Annotated in this window: 19 protein-coding genes; 7 read left to right on the top strand and 12 right to left on the bottom strand. The window is 66.6% G+C overall.

Annotation, left to right across the window (positions count from 1 at the left end):
- A partial coding sequence (gene rsmI / locus N415_RS28265) for a 16S rRNA (cytidine(1402)-2'-O)-methyltransferase (RefSeq protein WP_068189089.1) occupies nucleotides 1-787 on the bottom strand: 787 nt, incomplete at its 3' end.
- A gap of 24 nt (nucleotides 788-811) precedes the next feature.
- On the opposite strand from rsmI, the gene N415_RS28270 reads away from it, so the two are divergent.
- Together N415_RS28270 and N415_RS28275 are read left to right on the top strand one after the other, a co-directional pair.
- Nucleotides 812-2,368 (top strand): dolichyl-phosphate-mannose--protein mannosyltransferase, encoded by a 1,557-nt coding sequence (locus N415_RS28270; RefSeq protein ID WP_068188990.1) that lies wholly within the window; start codon nucleotides 812-814, stop codon nucleotides 2,366-2,368.
- 107 nt (nucleotides 2,369-2,475) lie between these two features.
- On the top strand, nucleotides 2,476-3,324 hold the full coding sequence (locus tag N415_RS28275) for a hypothetical protein (protein WP_068188993.1): 849 nt from the start codon (nucleotides 2,476-2,478) through the stop codon (nucleotides 3,322-3,324).
- 54 nt (nucleotides 3,325-3,378) lie between these two features.
- Here N415_RS28275 and arcA read toward each other — a convergent pair whose 3' ends face one another.
- A complete protein-coding gene (gene arcA, locus N415_RS28280; RefSeq protein ID WP_068188996.1) occupies nucleotides 3,379-4,590 on the bottom strand; it encodes an arginine deiminase in 1,212 nt (403 codons plus the stop codon).
- Between the two features lie 70 nt (nucleotides 4,591-4,660).
- Between arcA and N415_RS28285 the strand changes: the two genes are divergently transcribed.
- The gene (locus N415_RS28285) at nucleotides 4,661-5,257 is read left to right on the top strand and encodes an alpha-ketoglutarate-dependent dioxygenase AlkB (RefSeq protein WP_193376517.1); all 597 of its coding nucleotides are present in this window, start codon (nucleotides 4,661-4,663) and stop codon (nucleotides 5,255-5,257) included.
- A gap of 125 nt (nucleotides 5,258-5,382) precedes the next feature.
- Here N415_RS28285 and N415_RS32365 read toward each other — a convergent pair whose 3' ends face one another.
- The 4 genes from N415_RS32365 to N415_RS28305 are packed head-to-tail and all read right to left on the bottom strand — an operon-like array spanning nucleotide 5,383 to nucleotide 8,427.
- Nucleotides 5,383-6,039, bottom strand: a complete 657-nt coding sequence (locus tag N415_RS32365) for a DUF5642 family protein (protein ID WP_068189003.1) — start codon at nucleotides 6,037-6,039, stop codon at nucleotides 5,383-5,385.
- A gap of 27 nt (nucleotides 6,040-6,066) precedes the next feature.
- Nucleotides 6,067-6,741, bottom strand: coding sequence for a DUF5642 family protein (locus N415_RS32370; protein WP_068189006.1), 675 nt, complete (start codon nucleotides 6,739-6,741; stop codon nucleotides 6,067-6,069).
- Between the two features lie 6 nt (nucleotides 6,742-6,747).
- The gene (locus N415_RS28300; protein ID WP_152531625.1) at nucleotides 6,748-7,743 is read right to left on the bottom strand and encodes a GNAT family N-acetyltransferase; all 996 of its coding nucleotides are present in this window, start codon (nucleotides 7,741-7,743) and stop codon (nucleotides 6,748-6,750) included.
- Between the two features lie 60 nt (nucleotides 7,744-7,803).
- Entirely contained in the window at nucleotides 7,804-8,427 is a 624-nt protein-coding gene (locus tag N415_RS28305) for a hypothetical protein (protein WP_152531622.1), read from the bottom strand.
- Between the two features lie 137 nt (nucleotides 8,428-8,564).
- On the opposite strand from N415_RS28305, the gene eccE reads away from it, so the two are divergent.
- Nucleotides 8,565-9,770 (top strand): type VII secretion protein EccE, encoded by a 1,206-nt coding sequence (gene eccE, locus N415_RS28310; RefSeq protein WP_068189012.1) that lies wholly within the window; start codon nucleotides 8,565-8,567, stop codon nucleotides 9,768-9,770.
- Nucleotides 9,771-9,782: 12 nt separating this feature from the next.
- Here the strand turns inward: eccE and N415_RS28315 are convergent, their stop codons facing one another.
- Nucleotides 9,783-10,694, bottom strand: a complete 912-nt coding sequence (locus N415_RS28315) for an NAD-dependent epimerase/dehydratase family protein (protein ID WP_068189015.1) — start codon at nucleotides 10,692-10,694, stop codon at nucleotides 9,783-9,785.
- Nucleotides 10,691-12,286 (bottom strand): GMC oxidoreductase, encoded by a 1,596-nt coding sequence (locus N415_RS28320; RefSeq protein ID WP_068189019.1) that lies wholly within the window; start codon nucleotides 12,284-12,286, stop codon nucleotides 10,691-10,693. The genes N415_RS28315 and N415_RS28320 overlap by 4 nt, the downstream gene beginning before the upstream one ends.
- A 282-nt stretch (nucleotides 12,287-12,568) precedes the next feature.
- Here N415_RS28320 and N415_RS28325 point away from each other — a divergent pair, with 282 nt between their 5' ends.
- The 3 genes from N415_RS28325 to N415_RS28335 all read left to right on the top strand — a co-directional run bounded on the left by N415_RS28325 (nucleotide 12,569) and on the right by N415_RS28335 (nucleotide 15,615).
- Nucleotides 12,569-13,474, top strand: coding sequence for an FkbM family methyltransferase (locus N415_RS28325; protein ID WP_068189020.1), 906 nt, complete (start codon nucleotides 12,569-12,571; stop codon nucleotides 13,472-13,474).
- Nucleotides 13,475-13,560: 86 nt separating this feature from the next.
- On the top strand, nucleotides 13,561-14,550 hold the full coding sequence (locus N415_RS28330) for an SGNH hydrolase domain-containing protein (protein WP_152531623.1): 990 nt from the start codon (nucleotides 13,561-13,563) through the stop codon (nucleotides 14,548-14,550).
- 9 nt (nucleotides 14,551-14,559) lie between these two features.
- Nucleotides 14,560-15,615, top strand: a complete 1,056-nt coding sequence (locus N415_RS28335; protein ID WP_081665575.1) for a glycosyltransferase family A protein — start codon at nucleotides 14,560-14,562, stop codon at nucleotides 15,613-15,615.
- On the opposite strand, the gene N415_RS28340 is transcribed toward N415_RS28335, so the two are convergent.
- From N415_RS28340 to N415_RS28355, 4 genes are read right to left on the bottom strand one after another with little or no spacing between them, the layout of a single operon-like run.
- Entirely contained in the window at nucleotides 15,616-16,227 is a 612-nt protein-coding gene (locus N415_RS28340; protein WP_068189026.1) for an HAD-IIIA family hydrolase, read from the bottom strand.
- 35 nt (nucleotides 16,228-16,262) lie between these two features.
- Nucleotides 16,263-17,510 carry a glycosyltransferase family 4 protein gene (locus N415_RS28345; RefSeq protein WP_152531624.1) on the bottom strand — a complete coding sequence of 416 codons (1,248 nt, stop codon included), beginning with the start codon at nucleotides 17,508-17,510 and terminating at the stop codon, nucleotides 16,263-16,265.
- Entirely contained in the window at nucleotides 17,507-18,145 is a 639-nt protein-coding gene (locus N415_RS28350; protein ID WP_239645728.1) for an SIS domain-containing protein, read from the bottom strand. Before N415_RS28350 ends, N415_RS28345 begins: the two co-directional genes overlap by 4 nt.
- Complete coding sequence (locus N415_RS28355) at nucleotides 18,130-19,134, bottom strand: hypothetical protein (protein ID WP_068189032.1); 1,005 nt, start codon at nucleotides 19,132-19,134, stop codon at nucleotides 18,130-18,132. Before N415_RS28355 ends, N415_RS28350 begins: the two co-directional genes overlap by 16 nt.
- Nucleotides 19,135-19,245: the final 111 nt, after the last annotated feature.

The raw sequence follows: 19,245 nt of genomic DNA on the forward strand, positions 1-19,245 counted from the left end.
CGTCCGGATGCGCCGCGGCCACCTCGCTGCACGCGTCCTTGACGCGCACGCCGCCGGCAACCATCGCCTCCACCTCGGCCACCAGTGACGGCAGGTCGGCGCGCGGCGTCGCGCCGGCGAGCACGACGGTGATCTCGCCCAGCACCCCGTCGTTCGCCCACGTGGCCAGCTCCTCCAGCGAACCGCGCACCACTTCCTCGTGCACCTTCGTCAGCTCGCGGCAGACCACCGCCCGGCGGGCGCCGCCGAGTTCGTCCACGGCGTCGCGCAGGCAGGCCGCCAGCCGCCGCGGCGATTCGAAGAACACGCAGGTGCGGCGCTCGTCGGACAGCGAGGCCAACCAGGTCCGGCGCGCCGACTTCTTGCGCGGGGCGAACCCCTCGAAGCAGAACCGCTCCGACGGCAGCCCGGACACGGCCAGCGCGGTCGTCACCGCGGACGGCCCGGGCAGACAGGTCAGCGGAACCCCGGCCTCGACGCACGCCGCGACCAGCCGGTAGCCGGGGTCGCTGATCAACGGCATGCCGGCGTCGCTGACCATCAGCACCGTCGCCCCGGCCTTCATCGCGTCGACGAGGGCGGGCACCCGAACGGCCTCCACCCGGTCGTACAGGCTGACCACCCGACCCTTGATCTCGGCTTCCAGCGCCTTGGCCAGGATCCGCACCCGCCGGGTGTCCTCGGCGGCCACCACGTCGGCGTGGGCCAGCGCGTCGACCAGGCGCGGCGAGGCATCCGACGGTTGTCCCAGGGGCGTCGCGCCCAGCAATAGGCGACCGGAGGTCATGACGGACAGCCTACGATCGACGTGATGACCGCCCCGCCCCGCGAAAGCGCCGTCGCCGAGCGCGAGCGTGTCGTACCCGTCGACAGCCCGGGCCCGCTGGTTCCGGTGGCGGACTTCGGGCCGACCGACACCATTCGCGGCTGGGTCGCGACCGGGGTGATCACGGTGCTGGCGACGGTGACCCGGTTCCTCAACCTGGGCTCGCCGACGGATGCCGGCACGCCCGTCTTCGACGAGAAGCACTACGCGCCCCAGGCCTGGCAGGTGCTGCACAACCATGGGGTGGAGGACAACCCCGGGTTCGGCCTGGTCGTGCACCCGCCGGTCGGCAAGCAGTTGATCGCTCTCGGCGAGGCGGTCTTCGGCTACAACGGGGTGGGCTGGCGGTTCACCGGCGCCCTGCTCGGCGTCGTCATGGCGGTGCTGGTGATGCGGACCGTCCGGCGGATCAGCCGCTCGACGCTGGTCGGCGCGATCGCCGGGGTGCTGGTGATCTGCGACGGCGTCAGCTTCGTCACCGCGCGGACCGCCCTGCTCGACGGCCTGTTGACCTTCTTCGTGGTCGCCGCGTTCGGCGCGCTGATCGTCGACCGCGATCAGGTGCGCTGGCGACTGCACATCGCGCTCGTGGAGGGCCGCAGCGCCCAAACCCTATGGGGCCCAAGGCTTGGCGTGCGTTGGTGGCGCTTCCTCGCCGGGGTGATGCTCGGATTGGCTTGCGGCACAAAGTGGTCCGGTCTCTACTTCGTGCTGTTCTTCGGTGTGCTGTCATTGGCGTTCGACGTCGCGGCGCGGCGCCAATACCAGGTGACCCGGCCGTGGCTCGGGGTCTTGCGGCGCGACCTGATTCCCACCGGGTACGCGCTGGCGCTCATCCCGTTCGCGGTATACCTCGCCAGCTACGCGCCCTGGTTCGCGTCGGAGACCGCGATCGACCGCCACGAGGTCGGCCAGTCGATCGGCCCGCACTCCGTCGTTCCCCTGCCCGACGCCATTCGCTCGCTGTGGCACTACACCGCCAAGGCGTTTCAGTTCCACGCGGGCCTGACGAACTCCGCCGGCAACTATCACCCGTGGGAATCCAAACCGTGGAGCTGGCCGATGTCGTTGCGGCCGGTCCTCTACGCCATCGACCAGCAGAACGTCCCTGGCTGCGGCGCGCAGTCGTGCGTCAAGGCGGAGATGTTGGTGGGCACCCCGGCGATGTGGTGGCTGGCGGTGCCGGTGTTGCTCTACGCCTGTTGGCGAATGCTGGTCCGCCGGGACTGGCGCTATGCGGCCGTTTTGACTGGCTACTGCGCGGGGTGGCTGCCGTGGTTCGCCGACATCGACCGGCAGATGTACTTCTTCTACGCCGCGACGATGGCGCCGTTCCTGGCCATGGGCATCGCGCTGATCTGCGGCGACATCCTCTACGCCCGCAACCAGAACTCCGAACGGCGCACGCTCGGACTGATCGCGGTCAGCTGTTATGTCGCATTAGTGGTGACCAATTTCGCGTGGCTGTTCCCCGTGCTCACCGGCCTGCCGATTTCCCAGCAGACCTGGAACATGGAGATCTGGCTGCCCAGCTGGCGCTAGTTCTCGCATCTGTCGGCGAGATTGCCGTGGTGGCTGCGATTCGCGCGCCAGCACAACCATGACGGCAATCTCGACAGGCTGTCGGTCGTCGTGCGCATCATAAGCGCGTGGTGGGGGTCTTTCTCGGCAGTGAGGCAGTAGCGCGCGGCGCCCTCACGCGCGGCCAATTGCGCTGGAACTACCGGAAGATTCATCGCGACGTATACCTACCCAAGAACGCAGCACGGTCGCTGAGGGATGACATCTACGCCGCCTGGCTGTGGTCCGGCCGTCGAGGAATCATCGCGGGCCGAGCGGCAGCAGCCCTCCACGGAGCCAAATGGGTCGAGGACTTCACCCCGATAGAAATCGTCGGGCCGTTCAACCATCCACCGCCCGGCATCATCGTCCGCCGCGAACGCATCGCCGCACAGGATCTCGTTGAACGGGGTCAGCTGCTGCTGACTGACCGGTCGCGTACCGCGTTCGATCTGGCGCGTCACCTGGCACGCGATCTTGCGGTCGCCAATCTTGACGCGTTATCAGCCGCTACCGGGATCACCGCCGCTGATGTGATGCCGTTGATCGACCGCCATCCGGGCGCAAGGGGCGTGCGTCGCTGTCGAACGGCGCTCTCACTAATGGACGGTGGCGCGCAGTCGCCCAAGGAAACCTGGTTGCGGCTCGCGCTCATCGATGCCGGCTTGCCGCGACCTACCACACAGATTCACGTCACCGATGGCAACCTCGTCGCGTACCTCGACATGGGCTGGGACGGGCCAATGGTGGCGCTCGAATACGACGGTGACCAACATCGCACCGATCGGCGCCAATACGTGCGCGACATCCGCCGAGCCGAGATGATTCATCGCCTTGGCTGGGAGGTGATCAAGGTGATCAACGAAGACCGGCCGAACGTCGTCATTCAACGGGCACGCGACGCCTTGGCCCGCCGATCTGCAGCGAGATTGCCCTGATGGCTGCGATTCGCGCACCAGCACAACCATGCCGGCAATCTCGGTGCAGAAGGCCTACACCGGATCGCGCGCGGCGGGGCACGACATGCACCGGGGGCCGCCGCGGCCGGTGCTCAATTCGGACCCGGCGATGGTGAGCACCTCGATGCCCGCGTCCTGCAGGCGGGCGTTGGTCTGCGCGTTGCGCTCGTAGGCGACGACGACGCCGGGTGCCAGCGCCAACGTGTTGTTGCCGTCGTCCCACTGCTCCCGCTCGGCCACGAGGGGATCCAAACCGGTGTCGATCACCCGCAGCTTGTCGATCCCCATCGCCTTGGCGGCTGCTTCCAGGAACGGCGTCTCGTCGCCGATGGTGACACCGCCGGGGGTGCGCTGGATCGTGTACGCCGACAGCGTGTCGACGATGTTCGCGTACATCACCACGGTGTCGGTGTCGACCATCGTGCACACCGTGTCCAGGTGCATTTGCGCGCGCCGCTGGGCGATCGGCACCGCGAGCACGGTGTCGGCGAGATCGTCGTCAAAAAGGCTGCGCGCCAACGCTTCCGCACCGGCGGGGGTGGTCCGTTCACCAACCCCGACCGCGATCACGCCGGGGGCGAGCAGCAGCACGTCGCCGCCCTCGACGGGGGCGGTGCGGGACTCGTAGGCGCGCCGCACCCCGGTGAACCGCGGGTGATGGGCATAGATCAGGTCGGTCAACGACGCCTCGCGAACGCGCGCGCGCAGCGCCAGGGTCGGGATCACCACCCGCGGCCCGATCCAGATCGACGAGTCACGGGTGAACACCAGGTTCGGCAGTGGATCGATGACGAAATCCGCCCCGTGGTGCATGCGAAGCACCAGGGAGACCTCGGTGCGGGTGTCCGGCGGCAGCTCGTTGAAGGTCATGCCGCCCATCAGCAGGTTGGCCAGCGTCACCGGGTCCAGCCCCCGCAGGTAGGCCGAAAGCTCTTGCGCCAGTGGCGTCCCGAGCCGGCGAGCGTCCACCGCCGCGGCGACACCCTGCATCCGGGCGGCACCGCTGTGGTTGAGGGCCTCGGTCAGCAGATCCGACAGCAGCAGCACCTCGACGCCGCGGGAACGCAACAGCTCGGCGAACTCGTCGTGCTCCTCCTGCGCCCGCGCGACCCAGGGCAGCCCGTCGAAGAGCAGCTGGTCGTTGTTGCGCGGATTGAGCCGGCGCAGCTCCGCGCCGGGGCGGTGCAGGATGGCGACCCGAAGCGCGCCCACCTCTGAATTGGTGCCCAGCTCGACAACACCCACCCTGAAAACGGTAGCCGGTCGCGAGGCCGGCCCCCTTCTCATCGAACGGGTGTGCGATAAAATGGGCGCCGTGAGCATCGCGGTACAGGGCTCGCTGTTCGAGCACACCGAGCGCAGACAGCTCGGTGACGGCGCCTTCATCGAGATCCGCGCCGCCTGGCTGGCCGAGGCCGACGACCTGTTCGCCGACCTCCTATCGACCGTCCCATGGCGGGCCGAGCGCCGCCACATGTACGACCGGGTGGTCGACGTGCCGCGGCTGGTCAGCTTCCACGACCTGACCGTCGAGGATCCCCCACACCCGCTGCTGGGCAAGCTGCGGCGGCGGCTCAACGACATCTACGCCGGCGAGCTCGGCGAGCCCTTCACCAGCGTCGGATTGTGCTGTTACCGCGACGGCTCGGACAGCGTGGCCTGGCACGGCGACACCATCGGGCGCAGCAGCTCGCAGGACACCATGGTGGCGATCGTCAGCCTGGGCGCGACGCGCACTTTCGCGATGCGGCGGCGCGGTGGCGGCCCGTCGCTGCGGCTGCCGCAGGCCCACGGCGATCTGCTGGTGATGGGCGGATCGTGCCAGCGCACCTGGGAGCACTCGGTGCCCAAGACCTCGGCGCCGATCGGCCCGCGCGTGAGCATCCAGTTCCGTCCCCGCGACGTGCGCTAGCGGCGCTGCCGCAGACGCGGCAGCAATGTCCCAGCCGGGCGCCGTGGGTCGCCGCCATCGGCCTAGCGGCGATCACAAGCACGGCCCAGCCGGGCGCGGTGGGTCGCCGCCATCGGCCTAGCGGCCTACGAACGGACCGCGGCGACCGCCTTGACGAGGAGGTCGCGCGCGCGTTGGGTGTCGATCTTGGCCACCGGCTGGTCCGGAATGACCAGCGGGTTGGCGATGACGATCACCTGGTAATCACCAAATTGGGCCGAATAGTCGTACAGCTCGCCGGTGCGCGCTCCCCCGCCGACCACGGCCTGCAGGACGCGGTGCACGCCCGCGGTGCGGGCCCCGTCGATGTGCGGCGCGTCGATCGCCTCGATGCCGCCCCGTACCCCGGTCCCGGCGAATGCGACCTTGGCGCAGTCCTTCCCGGGGTCGTTGAACGGCAGGGCTTTTGACGTCTCCAAGGCGATGACTACGAACCGGTTGCCGTTGCCCTCGGCGGAGACGGCGGCCATGTTGCCCTGCAAGTCGGGTGGCATGTCCGGGCCGACCGCCGCTTTCGCGCAGTTCGCCGGGTCGAAAGTCAGGCCGTCGGGCAGTTTCCGGGCCGAGAGCAGCTTGGGGTCGACGCCTCGGACGGGGATGTCGGTGACCTTGTAGTCGGGCCCGAAGCTCGACTTGACGTCGACGACCTTGCCGATGTCGGCCTTGACGGGGGCGGGATCGTTGCCCGACGAGCATCCGGCGAGCACGCACACGGAGGCGGTCGCGAGCAACACCTTCAACATCGTGGCCAATCTACCCAACGGGGACGCTCAGCCGCGCAATGTGGACACCGTTTTGACGAGCAGGTCGGCGGCGAACTGCGGCGGTAGCGCGGGCAGCGTCGAACCGGGGTCCGTGGTCAGCGTGGTGAACGCGTAGTACTGGCCCAGGTAGGCGGTGAAAGTGTATGCGCGCGAATCGATTTCGGTGCCCGATTCGACGGACGACTTGGTGTCGGCCACCATGCCGAGCGTCGCCGCGCCGTCGATGTGAGGGGCGTCGATGAGTCGAACGCTGGCGGTGGTGTGGCCGTCGCTCATGGTCCACCGCCCGCACGCCGCGACGACGCCCTGGTCGAGGTCCACCGGCCCTGGCAAAGCCACCACCACCGCGTCGACGATGCCGCCGGTCCCCGACCCGGAAAAGCCCTGCGCGGACTGGTCACGTCCGTTGCCCGGGTCGGCGAGCGTCGCGCACGGCAGCGGCTTGGCGCTCGCGGCGGCCTCGAGGCTCCAGATGACCCTCGGCGACGCCCCGCTCGGAATGTTGGTGGTCACCTCGTAGTGGGGAGGCAGCTCGCCAACCACCCGCTTGATGTTGGCGGGGTTGACGGTTGCGTTGGGGGCGGCGGCCGATTTGGTGGGCGCGACCGACGGCGCGGGCGCGTGGGTGTGCGCACACGCCGTCATCAGGACAACCGGAATCCCAATCCACAACGGCCGCATGCCCGTTCAGCCGACCGCTTCGATCACCTGACGGGCGACGCGCTTGATCTGTTCGGCCATGTGACGGCCGAAGATCAGCCGGTGAGGCACGTCGATGACGGTGGTGATGACGCCGACGTCCTCGCGCTCCCAGACCGCGCCGTAGTGGTCCATGATCGCTCGCATCGGCCCGTTGTCGGAAAGCATTCGCGCGGAGAATCTTTCGACGCCGTCGACCCTTGCGGCGATGGACAGCGCGCTGATCAGGAAGCTCCCGATCCCCCGGCCCTGGTAGGCGTCGGCCACCGTGAAGGCGATCTCGGCGGTTGTGGGATCGCTCTCGTCGCGGACGAAGCGGGCGTCGGCCACCGGGTTGTCCCCGTCGGTCACCACCCACACGAAGTGGTCGACGTAGTCGACCTCGGACAGGTAGTGCAGCAGCGCCGGGGTCGGCATGCGGGCCGTCATGAACCGCCGATACAGGGTCTCGCTGGAGAACTGGATGTGGCCGTGGACGGTGCGCTCGTCGTCGCCGGGCAGGACCGGGCGCAGCATCAGGCGGGTGCCGTCGCGCACCTCTATGGGGATCGGGGTGATGAATGCGGCCAGCCGCTGGCGCACCGTGCGCAGCAACCGCGGCATCACCCCCGGCAGGTGCACCATCCAGGTGAAGGCGTCGTTGTCCCCGATCCAGCCGGTCAACGGTTCGGCCGTGGTGACCGTCGCGATGCGCGGGATATTCCGCAACAGGGCGATCTCTCCCACGATGGTCCCGGGCGTCACGTGTCCGGCGTTGACCGTGCCGTCGCTGTCGACCCGCTTGATCTCGGCGGTGCCCGACGAGATGAGCAGGAACGAAACGGCCTGCTCGCCCTGCTGCATCAGAACTTGGCCGGCCGCCGCGCGCAGCGGCTGGAGACGGGCCGCCAGCGGCACTAGGTCCTCGGTAGTGCAGCCCTCGAAGATGTCCATTGTTGCGAGCTCTTCGGCTCGCGCGCCGGTCAGTTCGGCCACCACGACAATCCTACGGGTTGCCCCGACACGCACCGGGTCGGCGCGCTCCGGCGCCGGGACGGTCACGCCTTACTTGCCGCAGCCTTCCGCACCGTCGGGTGGGGAGCCGGCACGGTCGAGCCGGAACACCGCTTGGTTGAAGCGGTCCGAACTCGTCGCCTTCTTTCCGTCGGCCTGAATGTACTGAAGCTGAACCGTTGCCATGAAATCTCCGACGGCCCGCAGGGTCGGGCTGTTGAACGCCACTCGATAACAATGGTCGCGCATCAGATCCCAGGCGACCGTCGCGTCGGAAGGCAACTCCTGCCACACCCGCCGTAACACCTCGAACCGGTCGACCGTATGCATATTCAAGGAGTAGCCGTGGATTCTGTCGGTGCCCTGGTCGGATACGTCGCTGTAGACGGCGCCGCCATGCGCGAGGTACTCCGGCAAGCTGGGATCTCGACCGTAGGCGTTGGGAGCCGCGGCGTTTGGCGTGTGCGAGTCGTCCCAAGCGGCCCGGGTGGCTCCAATACCGGGAACCGACTCGCCTTGGACCGCTGACGCGGCCGGCACCAACGCGACGGCGGACGGGCTTGCCGGTGCGGCCGGTGTGCTTGTCGGCGATCGCGAACACCCCGCCGTGGCACTGACCAGGACGCAGCCCACCGCGATCGCGACTCGCACCGAGGGTGTTGGTGAGAACGACATACGCCGCTCCTCAGCTAGGGAGGCCAGCTACAAACGGACTATTTAGTAATAGACCATATTACAATACTTTCTGTATCATCAGGTAGGTGAAAACAGACCTTAAGTCTCTCGGCGATGCGGCGGCCTCCGCGGCCCCGATGAAGGCCCAGCCCCGCCTCGGGCTGGCGCTGTCGTGGCCGAAGACCACGTCGGCGTTCCTGATCGACGTCGCAGTGCTCGTCGTGGTCAGAAAGCTCGCCGGCGGGCCGCAAACCGCGATGTGGTGGGGCGGCGTCGCGGTCGCCGTGGTGGCGACGGCGGCCTTGCTGCTCACCTACCGCGGGATCACGGTCATCTCGGCCCTGGCCCGGTGGTTGTGGGACTGGTCGGCCCCCGACATCTGGGACTCGTCCCCTGAGTCGGCGGCGGCACTGAGCACGCCGGAGTCCTCCCCGCCCCGGGGCGAGATACTGAATCCCGGCTGCACCGCGGCGATCGATCATCGGCGCCGCTTCGGCCGCCGCGTGGTCGGAGTGCGCGGATACCGGGGCCAGCTGGTCGCCGTGGTGGCCCTCGACGGGCCGGCGGACGCACCGCACCATCACCAGACGGCCGCGTCGGCTACCTTGCCGGTGCTGGCGGTGGCAACGGGACTGCACCACTTCGATGTGCGCCTGGACGCCATCGACATCGTCTCGGTACGAAGGCGGTACGCCGCCGACGGTCGCCCTGCGGGTTTCGAGCACCGTACGTGGCTGGTGTTGCGGATGGATCCCCAGCGCAACGTCGGCGCGGTCGCGGCCCGCGATTCGCTGGCCTCGACTTTGGCGGCGGTCGTCGAGCGCCTCGTCGACGATCTGAACGGTCGGCGCTGCGCGGCCCGGCCCTTGACTGCCGACGAGTTCGCCGAAGTGGACGCCGCCGTGGCGGCGGGACTGCAACCGGCTTCGACTCGGTCGGGATTGCGCCACCTCAAGTGTTTCGACGGGTACGCGACCAGCTTCTGGGTGTCACCACAGGACATCACGTCGGAGACGCTGGACCGGTTGTGGCTGGACGACACCGATGTCACCGTGCTGACGATTCGGCTGAGCGCCGCAGCCGGCCGGGTCCACGCATCGGCTTGGGTCCGCTACCACAGCGCGGAACCCCTGGGCAACGATGTCTGCGTCGGGTTGAATCGGCTCGTCGCCCGCCAGCTGGCCGCGGTGCATGCGAGCCTGCCGGCCCCGGCGAAGCGCCCGCCGCTGGTGGTGCCGGGGCGCCCGCTGCGCGACGACGAACGACTCGAAATAGGTTTGGGCTCAACAGAACTGGACGCTGCATCGGAGGAACACCCGATGAGCGAGGCCGCGGCGGTCTGAGTATCGCCGCGGTCAGACCGGGAGTTCGACGGCCGGCTTGTCGCGACCGGGCGGCCGCACCGGCTCCCGCTGGCGGGCGGATCCGACACTTCGAAACTCGACGCCGTGCCGCACGAGACAGTCCTGGCCGGGCAATACGTCGGCGGCCTCGATCAGCCCGAGCAGCGAGTCCGAACGAAATGGGAACGGGACGCCGGCGAGCTCGAGCAGCCGTAAAGCGGCCATCACGGGGCGGGCGGGCACGGGCACGCTGGGGCGGCGTTCACGTTTGACCGAAAGGCCCGCGAAGATCGATGGCAGGTCGACCGGCTGCGGATTCGCCAGCCCGATGACCTCGCCCGACAGCTCGTCGAAGTGTTCAATCACCGTGGCGATCGCGTGCGCCACATCGTCCTCGTGTGCCAGGAAGAGCTTGGCCGATTTGAAACGCGGCCAAAGCGGCAGACCAGAAATTTTCCGGAGCGTGCCCGCCATGCCCCCGGGCGATTCTCCGTAGACCAGACCGGGACGGACGACGACGCAACCCATGTCGAGGGCGGTGCGTTCTACCGCCAGCTTCATCAAGCCGTAGGCCTGCCGTGTCCCGAAATAGGCGGACATCGACGACACGAACACGACTTTGCCGACGCCGGCGGTCACGGCGGCTTCGATCAGCCGGCGCGAACCGATCACGTTCTCGCGCCAAAGTTGGCTCGTGTCTTTCCCGCTCAGTACCCAAGCAGCGTGGACGAGCGTGTTCACGTCTTGGAAAATTGCCGCGTCCAGGGGTCGACCGAGTTCGAAGTGGCGCCACTCGGTGACTTGGCGTTCGGGTCGCCGACGCGTCAACGCGACCACCTGGTCGCCCCGATTGGAGAAATGCTCCGACAGAACCGATCCGAGGTAACCGGTCGCACCCGTGATCGCCACCCGGTCTGAAGTCATCGCGATCCCCCTAGGGCTTCGGTGGTGATTCGGTGCGCATTCGCCATGATCGTCAACGTGAACGTGGTCGCCGCCACCGTGGGAAACACCGAGGCATCCACGAGATGGACGTTGCGCCAAGGCTTTACCCGACCGAGGGAGTCGCTGGCGAACGGGCCGAAAGGCTTCGCCTGCATGGGAAACGATCCCCCGTAGTGGTAACTCTTCGCCGGTCCGGAGAGTTTCGTTTGGCCCGGTATCGGGTGCAGGTCGAGCGCTCGGCCGCAACGGCGGAGTTGTCGGAGCACCCGCTCGAGCATCGGCTGCGTCGCCTCATTGTGGCCCGACGTCACCCGGACCGGCGGTAGCGAACGGTCGGCCTCGACCCGGCCGATGCGAAGTTCGACGGGAGGCGAGGCCCACGAGGGCAGGTAGCCGAGGCCGACGGTCAGGCGCCGCAGGCCCGTTCGGGCGAGCGAGCGCAGCGAGCCAGAGGTCAAGACCCCGGGCAGCGCCCCCAACATGATGTCGTTGTACGGGTAGCAATGCACGAGTGCGGCTTCTTTGCCGTCGCTGTCGAAGGTGACGAAGATATTGAACTGGTTGAGCGTGAACTGGCCGTCCTGTGTCAGCTCGGCGACCGGCCGCGTCGACAGGAACGGCGTCATGAACTGAACGGATTCCGCCAATCTGATGGAGCGATCCGTGAGTCCGAGGGAGCCGGCGACGATCCTCGTCGTGCCGATCGCTCCCGCCCCGACCAAGACGCGATCCGCACCGAAAACTCGCCGCCGCCCCGTGTCGACTTCCGTGGCGTGAACCGACACACGACCCGCCGCGTCCTCCTCGATGCGGTCCACCCGCACGCCGGACCGGTAATCCACCCGGCGCTGTGCCCGGAGCCGATCGAAAGTCTGCGACGCGGAATAGATGAGCTGGTACGGGCAGCCGGTCATGCACAGGCCGACCCGACGGCATGCCGATCCCTTCAGCGCCAAACGCGCATGACCAACCGTCACCCCGTGCCGCCGGACGGCGATCCGATTCCGTTCGTAGCGCCGCAGCACCGACGACGTGCGGTCGGTGACCGTGGGCAGGTGCTCGGGAGCACCCATCAGCGGAAAGGTCTCCTCGAGGTCGTCGGCCTCGCCCGAATACGGGATCTGGCTGAGGATTTCGCGGTAGTGCGGTTCCAGGTCGGGGCGCGAGATCGGCCACGTTTTGAACGTCCCCGTCGAATAGGGCATCACCTGTGCCCCCCACGTGTTCGAGAACCCGCCGTAGGCCCCCGACACCACCAGCGGGTTGGCTTCAGCGTCCGCGTCGATGTCGTCGAGTTGGCCCGCGTTCGCGAACACGAAGTTCGACCCGTATATCTGCTTGACCGGAAGCTGGCCCGCGACCGTGGCCTTCGGAAGCGCGGAGACCAGGTCCCGGTCGTCCGCACTCCAGCGGTCTGGCGACGTGCTTGCCATCGCCGCCCGGGCGGCTTGTCGCCCGTCCTCGAGCTGAGTGCCCAGATCCAAAACGGTGACCGTCGCCTCGCGAACACCTTCAAGCGCCAGGGCGGCCGCGGCAGCCGACGGGCCAGATCCCACGATCACAATTTCCATCGGACCTCCTGGACCCGCAGCGCGATCCGGTGTAGCGCAGTCGGTGAAGGGTACGCGCCATGCCCATTAGCGGGTCTATCGTATCTTTTGACGCATATTAAGCCTCTTACAGTCTTGCTGTCACGTGATACGCTGACTAAAAAGATGATTTAAGGCAATATCACCGACTACCAGTCATCACCCATCTCCGCCACGTTGGACCGCAACGAGACCCTTGGGAAGCACATAATGCCCGCTCTCAGCCCGACCAAGCGACGCGCGAGCCATGCCCTAGTCGGGTACATGCGCGCATGCGTCGCGAACGAACACCTTCCCATGCTCGCCAAGAAAGTCTTCGTGAACCGATGCAGCCAGTTGCTCACGGCGCTCGGCAGCGAACCAGACGAAACGCCGGTGGAATCCATTTACGGGACCAAGTTCATCGCCGGCCTGGACAGCTCAGCCATCACGTCCTGCCTCCGCTTCCGCGGCACCTACGAACCGGTGCTGTCCGAATTCATTCTGCGGCACGTCCAGGAAGGCGACGTCTGCGTCGACGCGGGCGCCAACATCGGCTACTTCACCCTTTTGTTCGCCAAGCGCGTCGGCCCGTCCGGGAAGGTCATCGCGATCGAAGCCGCGCCCGACACCGCGCGGCGGCTGCGCACCAACGTCGAGCTCAATGGGGCGGGCAGCATCGTCCACGTCGTCGAGGCGGCGTGCGCCCCGGAGAAAGGCGAGCTCACCTTCTACCTGCATCCCAGCGTTGACGCCTTCTCCCGGCTCAGCCCACCGGCCAAGGGCGATTTTGACCGCCGCTTCACGGGAAGCACCTGGATTCCCACCGCCGTGGCCGCAGACACGCTCGCGTCCCTCGTGGGTGCCGACGCTCCGCGGGTCTCGTTCATCAAGGTCGACGTCGAGGGCGCGGAAACGGCGATCGCGCCCCAGATCGCCGCTGAATTCACCCATCCCAACCTGGTGGTGGCACTCGAGGTGAGGACCGAAATCGAGGCCACGTTGCGGCCGTTCCAAGAGCAGGGGTTCCACGTCTACGACATGCACAACGATTATCGGTGGGTGTACGAGGACAAGGTGCCGGCGATTACCGAGGCGGCATACCACGACTTCTCCCACCGGGGGTGGCGCGAAGCTCGAGCGCATGCCGCCGACGTTCTCCTCAGCCGCCAACCGCTGGCCCTGTCCTGAAGATCTGCGCAGCAGCACCAGGCCCGGCGATGACCCAAAACTATTGTGCGGCAAGGGCGTTCTCCACAAAGATCCTCAGGCCCGGGTTGAAAACATCCGCCGCGACGATCGCGGTCGCCGCCGTCGTTCTGAGTGGCTGCTCGACGTTGAACGCGCCAGCTGCGCCGCAGGGCGCCCCGCCGAACCCGGCCCGGGTCTTCGCCACGACGGCTCAGGTGCTTCAGGCCGTCCAAGCGGCCCAAACCATCAACGCCCTACCCGATGCGGTGGGCTACTTTCTGACCAAAGCCGACTGGCCGATGGCCACCGGGCACTTCGACTGCCACCAGGTCGACCCGCACGAGGTCGGCCTGCCCGCAAATGTCCTCGACCCCTCCGTATCCGAGTTCGGGCAGTGTGCAGCCGGCGCCGAGCACGGCACCAAGCGCATGGTGACCTTCGGGGACTCCCGCGCCGGGATGTGGGGAGCGGCGCTCGAAAGCATCGCCGCTAAGGGCGGCTACCAGCTGCGGACCTTCCACATGGGCGACTGCGCGCCGCTGGATCTGCCCTTCTTTTCATATGAGAAACACGTCCCGGACGGGGACTGCGCCCAATTTCGCCGGAGCGCGATCGCCGCGATCCGAAATCTGCATCCAGACCTGGTGCTAGTGACCAGCTTCAGCACCCATATGCTCGCCGACGGCAGCCAGCCAACCGCCGCTCAATGGCAAAAGGGCTGGGAGACAACGCTAACGGAACTCGCCCAACCGGGTACCCGGCTGGTGATGCTCGGCGACATCCCCGACTGGGAAAACGACGACGCCCACTGCCTGGCCGGCCATGTTATGGCAGTCCAGAAATGCAGTGTGCCGCGCGCCGAGGGCATGCCGTCGGGAAACCTCGAGGCCGAGCAGGCCGCCGCCGCCATCGCCCAGGCGCTCTACATCCCCACCCTGAACTGGGTATGCGCCGAGCGATGTGAACCCGTCATCTCCGATATCCGCGTGTACCAAGACCGGTTCCACTTCACCAACACCTATACCGTCTACCTCACCGGCGCACTCGGCGAGGCACTCCAACCTGCACTCACCTAGGCGGCGTCAATGCCATCCGTCAGCATCCTCACGGCGACGTATCAACACAGTGCGTTCATCGGGACCTGCATCGAAAGTGTTCTCCGGCAGACAAATCCCGACTGGGAGATGATCGTCGTCGACGACGGTTCGCAGGACGGCACCGCCGAGATTGCCGAGTCCTTCGGAGATCCGCGAATTATCGTCATCCGCAGGCCCCACGAGGGAATCGGTGGACTGGCGCGTGGGTATCAATTGGCACTCGCCAGCGCGACAAGTCCGATTGTCGCGATCTTGGACGGCGACGACACCTGGCCCGATCAAAAGATCGAGCACCAGCTGCCGCTGTTCGCCGATCCTGGCGTCGTACTCAGCTACGGGACAGCGGGTCTCATGGACGAGAACGGGGTGACCTACGCGAAATACTGGCACAAGCCGCGCGGGGCCGTCGCCCGCAACGAACCGGTTGGCTCGATCCTGCCCGCCCTGGTGCGGCTCAACTTCATCAACGCGTCGACGGTGATGATTCGACGGACGGCCCTCGACGAGGTCGGCGGGTTTTGGCAACCGGAGAACACGAATTACGTTGATCTTCCCACCTGGCTCCGGCTCGCAATGACCGGTAAATTCGCCCCCTCGCCGAGGCTCCTCGGCAATTGGCGCCGACACTCGACGCAGGTGACGACACGCAGTTGGTTCAACACCACCAACGACAGGACTCGCTTTCTCGAGACGTTCCTGTCGGACGTCCGCGACCGCCTTCCACCGGGCATCACCGCTGACCTGGAAGAGGCGGTGCGCGCGGACGGCGCCCGGCAGAACGAGGAAGCCGAAATCGCCAGGGGGCGCGTCGAATTAATCTCCGGAAACTGGGCAGCGGCCGTCGACGCATTCTCGACCGCATTTCGATCCGGAGGGTCCGGGATGCGCCCGGTCGCCGCCGTCGGCATGCTGTGCGCGTTGGCCCGGACTGACATGGAAGTCTTCGTCAGAGCGAAGGGACGACACGCGTTGCCGTCGCGACGGCACCTCGCAAGACACGGACTTGCCGGTCGTCCTGGCAGCTTCGCGGTGGACAGCGCTTGATCAGCGAACGTTCGCCACGTGCCTCATGCGCCTGCGCCGGTCCACATAGTTCTCGTGCCGTCCAAGCTTTTCGCGGACACAGCCGGCCAATTCCCTTCCGGCGGTTGGCCCGACGAGCAGCGCTCGGTCCGGTGCGATCCCGGCGGCGTGGGCGGCGGCAATATCGGTGGGCTGATCGCCGATCAGCATTGAACGGGCCAGGTCCAGGTTGAGGTCGCGCGCTGCGGCAAGGATCAAGCCGGGCTTCGGTTTTCGACACTCGCAATATCTTTGCGCCGGGTCGGCGGACCGCGGATGGTGGGGGCACGTGTAGATCGCGTCGATGGCGATCCCGTGCGCGGCGAGCGCGGCGACAAGCAGGGCGTGGATGACCATGACGTGCGATTCGGTTGCCTTGCGGGTGCCGATGCTTCCCTGGTTGGTGACGACGACCAGTGCGGCACCGGTCGTTTGGGCGGCGGCCGCCGCCTCGAGCGCGAGGTCTATCGGCTCGAAGTCGCCGGGCTCGATGACGTACCCGTCGACGATATGCCGGTTCAGGACCCCGTCGCGGTCCAGGAACAGCGCGGGCCGAGGCGTCGTCGTGGCTTCAGTTCGCAGGTAGCGCAGCATGAATCGGGGTCGCTGTGAGGGCTTTCGATCGCACGTCACCGCTGGGCAAGTTCGCGAAAGAAATCGGCGTAGCAATCAACGTTGGCATCCCAGCTGTGCGGATTATCAAAGCGCGTACCGACTTTCGTCATGGATCGCAGCATGGCGTCGCGCAGCCCGACCGGATCTCCCACGTCGGCGAAAACGACTCCGCCGTAATTTTCACAGGCCTCTTGAAGCGCGGTCACCTTCGTGGTGACCAGGGGCAGGCCCGCTTCCATCGCCAAGTTGACTGGTCCCGAGGCCGAGGCACGGCGATACGGGACGACTATGACGTCTGTTGTCTCGAACAAGTCTCTGACTTGGTCTTCCGGAAGAAAGCCCAGGATGATCTCATGATTCTCCGCACCCGTGTCTCGAATAGTCTGCAAGGCCTCCTCCGTGCCGCCCCATGGCTCGCCGGCCACCGTCAGATGGGCACGCACCCCGTCGCGCATCAGCATGGAAAAGGCCTCGGCGAGTTCATCGATGCCCTTGTACGGGCGGATGACCCCAAAGAAGAGAAACCGCACCGGATCTCCCTCGCTGCGCACCCTTTTCTTGGCGGCGGATTCACCATCGCCCACGTCCTCCAGCGGTCCGGGAAATACCACCGAAAAGGGCAGTCGCCGCAGGCAGGGATAAAACTGCTGCATCACATCAATGTCGGACTTGGAATGAACAACCACCCCGGAGACCAACCGCGCCAAAAGGCGCATCACCACCCGGGCGTATGACGTGACGAAGGGAACCGCCGCCTCACCGACGTCCGTTGTTTCATGCATCTCCAACACCACCGGCGCGCCGATCAGCCGGGCCATCAACGCAACCATCAGGTAGCTGTGCGCGGTCAGCGCCGCCCACCACTGGAGCAGGACCACCTTCGGTCGCCGCCGGAGGAGGAACCGGATCGAACGAAAAATTGAGGCGCCCCAATACCAGTCGAGGCCCTCACAGGTCGGAATGCCCTCGAGATGCAGGGCCTCGGGGCCATACGTTCCGACCCTGTCGCGTCCGGGGTAGAAGCGACGCGGGCACAGCTCCCTGATCAGCAGGGCGCTCACGGAATCGCCGCGACGCGCGAAGGCATTGGCTATCGCGGCGTTGTGGTATCCGACGGCCGAGAGGAAACGAGCGCCCGGGCCGACGAGCATGACGGCGTCGGGTCCACCATCGATATCCGATGGCCGCATCCCGCTCGTTCGGCCGGCTGGGGTCGCCTCAACGCGCATGGGCTTTGCCGGAGAGATCTCGACCACGCTCACACGCCCGTGGTGTCGAAGAGAAACGCGTCTGCACTTCGCTCGATCGGGAAGAGCTCCCGCTCCACCAGAGCGAAAATCATGTGGCCGCACATGATGTGAAGCTCTTGTATCTTGGCCGTTTCGCTGGCAGGCACGTTCAATTGATATTCGGCGATGCCCATGTCTCTGGGCTGGTTGCCGGTGAAAGCCACGGTGACGACACCCATCGCCTTCGCGGCCTCGAGCGCCCTGACGACATTCACCGAGCGACCCGAGGTCGAGATCCCGATGAGAACGTCCCCGGCACGCCCGAGCGCTTCGACCTGCCGGGCGAAAACGAATTCGTATCCGTAATCGTTTCCGATCGCGGTGAGGGCCGAAGTGTCAACGGTCAAGGCGATCCCGGCAGCAGGAGCGCGATCGTAGTTCTGGCGGCCGACCAACTCTGCGGCCAGATGCTGCGAATCTGCGGCCGATCCGCCATTTCCGCAGAACATTATCTTTCCGCCCGACCGCAAGGATTCGATGATCGCGCACGAGATATCCGCCAAAATTGTTGCGTATCGCAGATCTTGCAAGGCGTCGAGGCTGGCACGGGTTTTCGCCATCTCTCCGTCGATGAATGCAAGCATCTCGGTGTTCATCGCAGCGCCCACGCTACCGCTCCTTCCGATACAAAATGTGCCGGCTGTACCGCGCCGAAGTGCAAGTCGCCCAGAGCCCGCGTGACCGCCGGCCGCCGGACCGGGTCCGTGAGGAACAGGACGTATCCCCCGCCCCCTGCGCCTGACACCTTTCCCGCGAGGGCGCCGGCCGCAAGCGCGACATCGAAGCAGTGTTCGATGCGGGGAGTCGAAATGCCCTCGGCCAGCTTCTTTTTCATTCGCCATCCCCGCTCGAGAACTCCGGCGAGCTGGACCAGATCCCCCTTCAGCAAGGCCTCCTTCATCGCAATCGCCTCTTCCTTGAGTTCATGGGTGGCTGCGAGTTGCGACGCGGAGCCCGCTGAAATGTAGGTGGTCTGACGCTCGATGATCTCGGCGGACTTACGCGAAACCCCGGTGTGGAACAGCACGATCGATGCCTCGAGCTCGCGCAGCGTTGCCTCCTTGATTCGCAACGGATTCACGATGACCCGTCCGCCGGGCCCGAACTCCATCACGTTGAAGCCACCGAACGTCGCTGCGTATTGATCCTGACTTCCCCCGGCTTGGCCGTAGTCGTTGCGCTCGATCTCGAACGCGAGCCGTGCCACGTCGTACTCACCGAGCGGCAAGGCGAAGAACTCGCGAAACGCCTCCACCACCGAGACGACCAGGGCTGACGAAGAGCCCAAGCCGGACCCGGGAGGTGCGTCCGACACCGTCGTCAGACGAACGCCCGGCCGACCCAGATCGAAATCGCGAGTCAGGCGTTCATAGATGGTTTGGTGAAGGGTCAGCTGTCCCGACCCGGCCGGCTTCAGCCCGTCGGCGACGTGGTCGTTCACCTCGATATCGGGTGCGCAGAACTCGATGGCGCCGTCCGTGGTCTCTTCCAGGGTGGCGTAGCAGTATCGGTCGATGGTGGCATTCAGCACGATGCCGCCATACGTGTCGCAATACGGCGACACGTCTGTTCCGCCTCCGGCGAGGCCGATCCGCAAGGGCGCACGGGAACGGACCCGGTGGGCCGGTCGCCGCCTGTCACGCTCGCGGAGACCCGTGTTCGCCTGTAACCAATAGTTGGCCGTCACAGTGTGTGCGGGCATGTTTTG

The sequence above is a fragment of the Mycobacterium sp. UM_CSW genome (assembly GCF_000455205.1).
Taxonomy (GTDB): domain Bacteria; phylum Actinomycetota; class Actinomycetes; order Mycobacteriales; family Mycobacteriaceae; genus Mycobacterium.

Bases quoted from the DNA above. Each gene is read 5' to 3' on its own strand.
- eccE (WP_068189012.1), top strand. From the start codon at position 8,565: ATGAAGGCCCAGCCCCGCCTCGGGCTGGCGCTGTCGTGGCCGAAGACC.
- N415_RS28270 (WP_068188990.1), top strand. From the start codon at position 812: ATGACCGCCCCGCCCCGCGAAAGCGCCGTCGCCGAGCGCGAGCGTGTC.
- N415_RS28340 (WP_068189026.1), bottom strand. From the start codon at position 16,227: ATGCTGCGCTACCTGCGAACTGAAGCCACGACGACGCCTCGGCCCGCG.
- N415_RS28305 (WP_152531622.1), bottom strand. From the start codon at position 8,427: ATGTCGTTCTCACCAACACCCTCGGTGCGAGTCGCGATCGCGGTGGGC.
- N415_RS28335 (WP_081665575.1), top strand. From the start codon at position 14,560: ATGCCATCCGTCAGCATCCTCACGGCGACGTATCAACACAGTGCGTTC.
- N415_RS28325 (WP_068189020.1), top strand. From the start codon at position 12,569: ATGCGCGCATGCGTCGCGAACGAACACCTTCCCATGCTCGCCAAGAAA.
- N415_RS32365 (WP_068189003.1), bottom strand. From the start codon at position 6,039: ATGTTGAAGGTGTTGCTCGCGACCGCCTCCGTGTGCGTGCTCGCCGGA.
- N415_RS28315 (WP_068189015.1), bottom strand. From the start codon at position 10,694: ATGACTTCAGACCGGGTGGCGATCACGGGTGCGACCGGTTACCTCGGA.
- N415_RS28320 (WP_068189019.1), bottom strand. From the start codon at position 12,286: ATGGAAATTGTGATCGTGGGATCTGGCCCGTCGGCTGCCGCGGCCGCC.
- N415_RS32370 (WP_068189006.1), bottom strand. From the start codon at position 6,741: ATGCGGCCGTTGTGGATTGGGATTCCGGTTGTCCTGATGACGGCGTGT.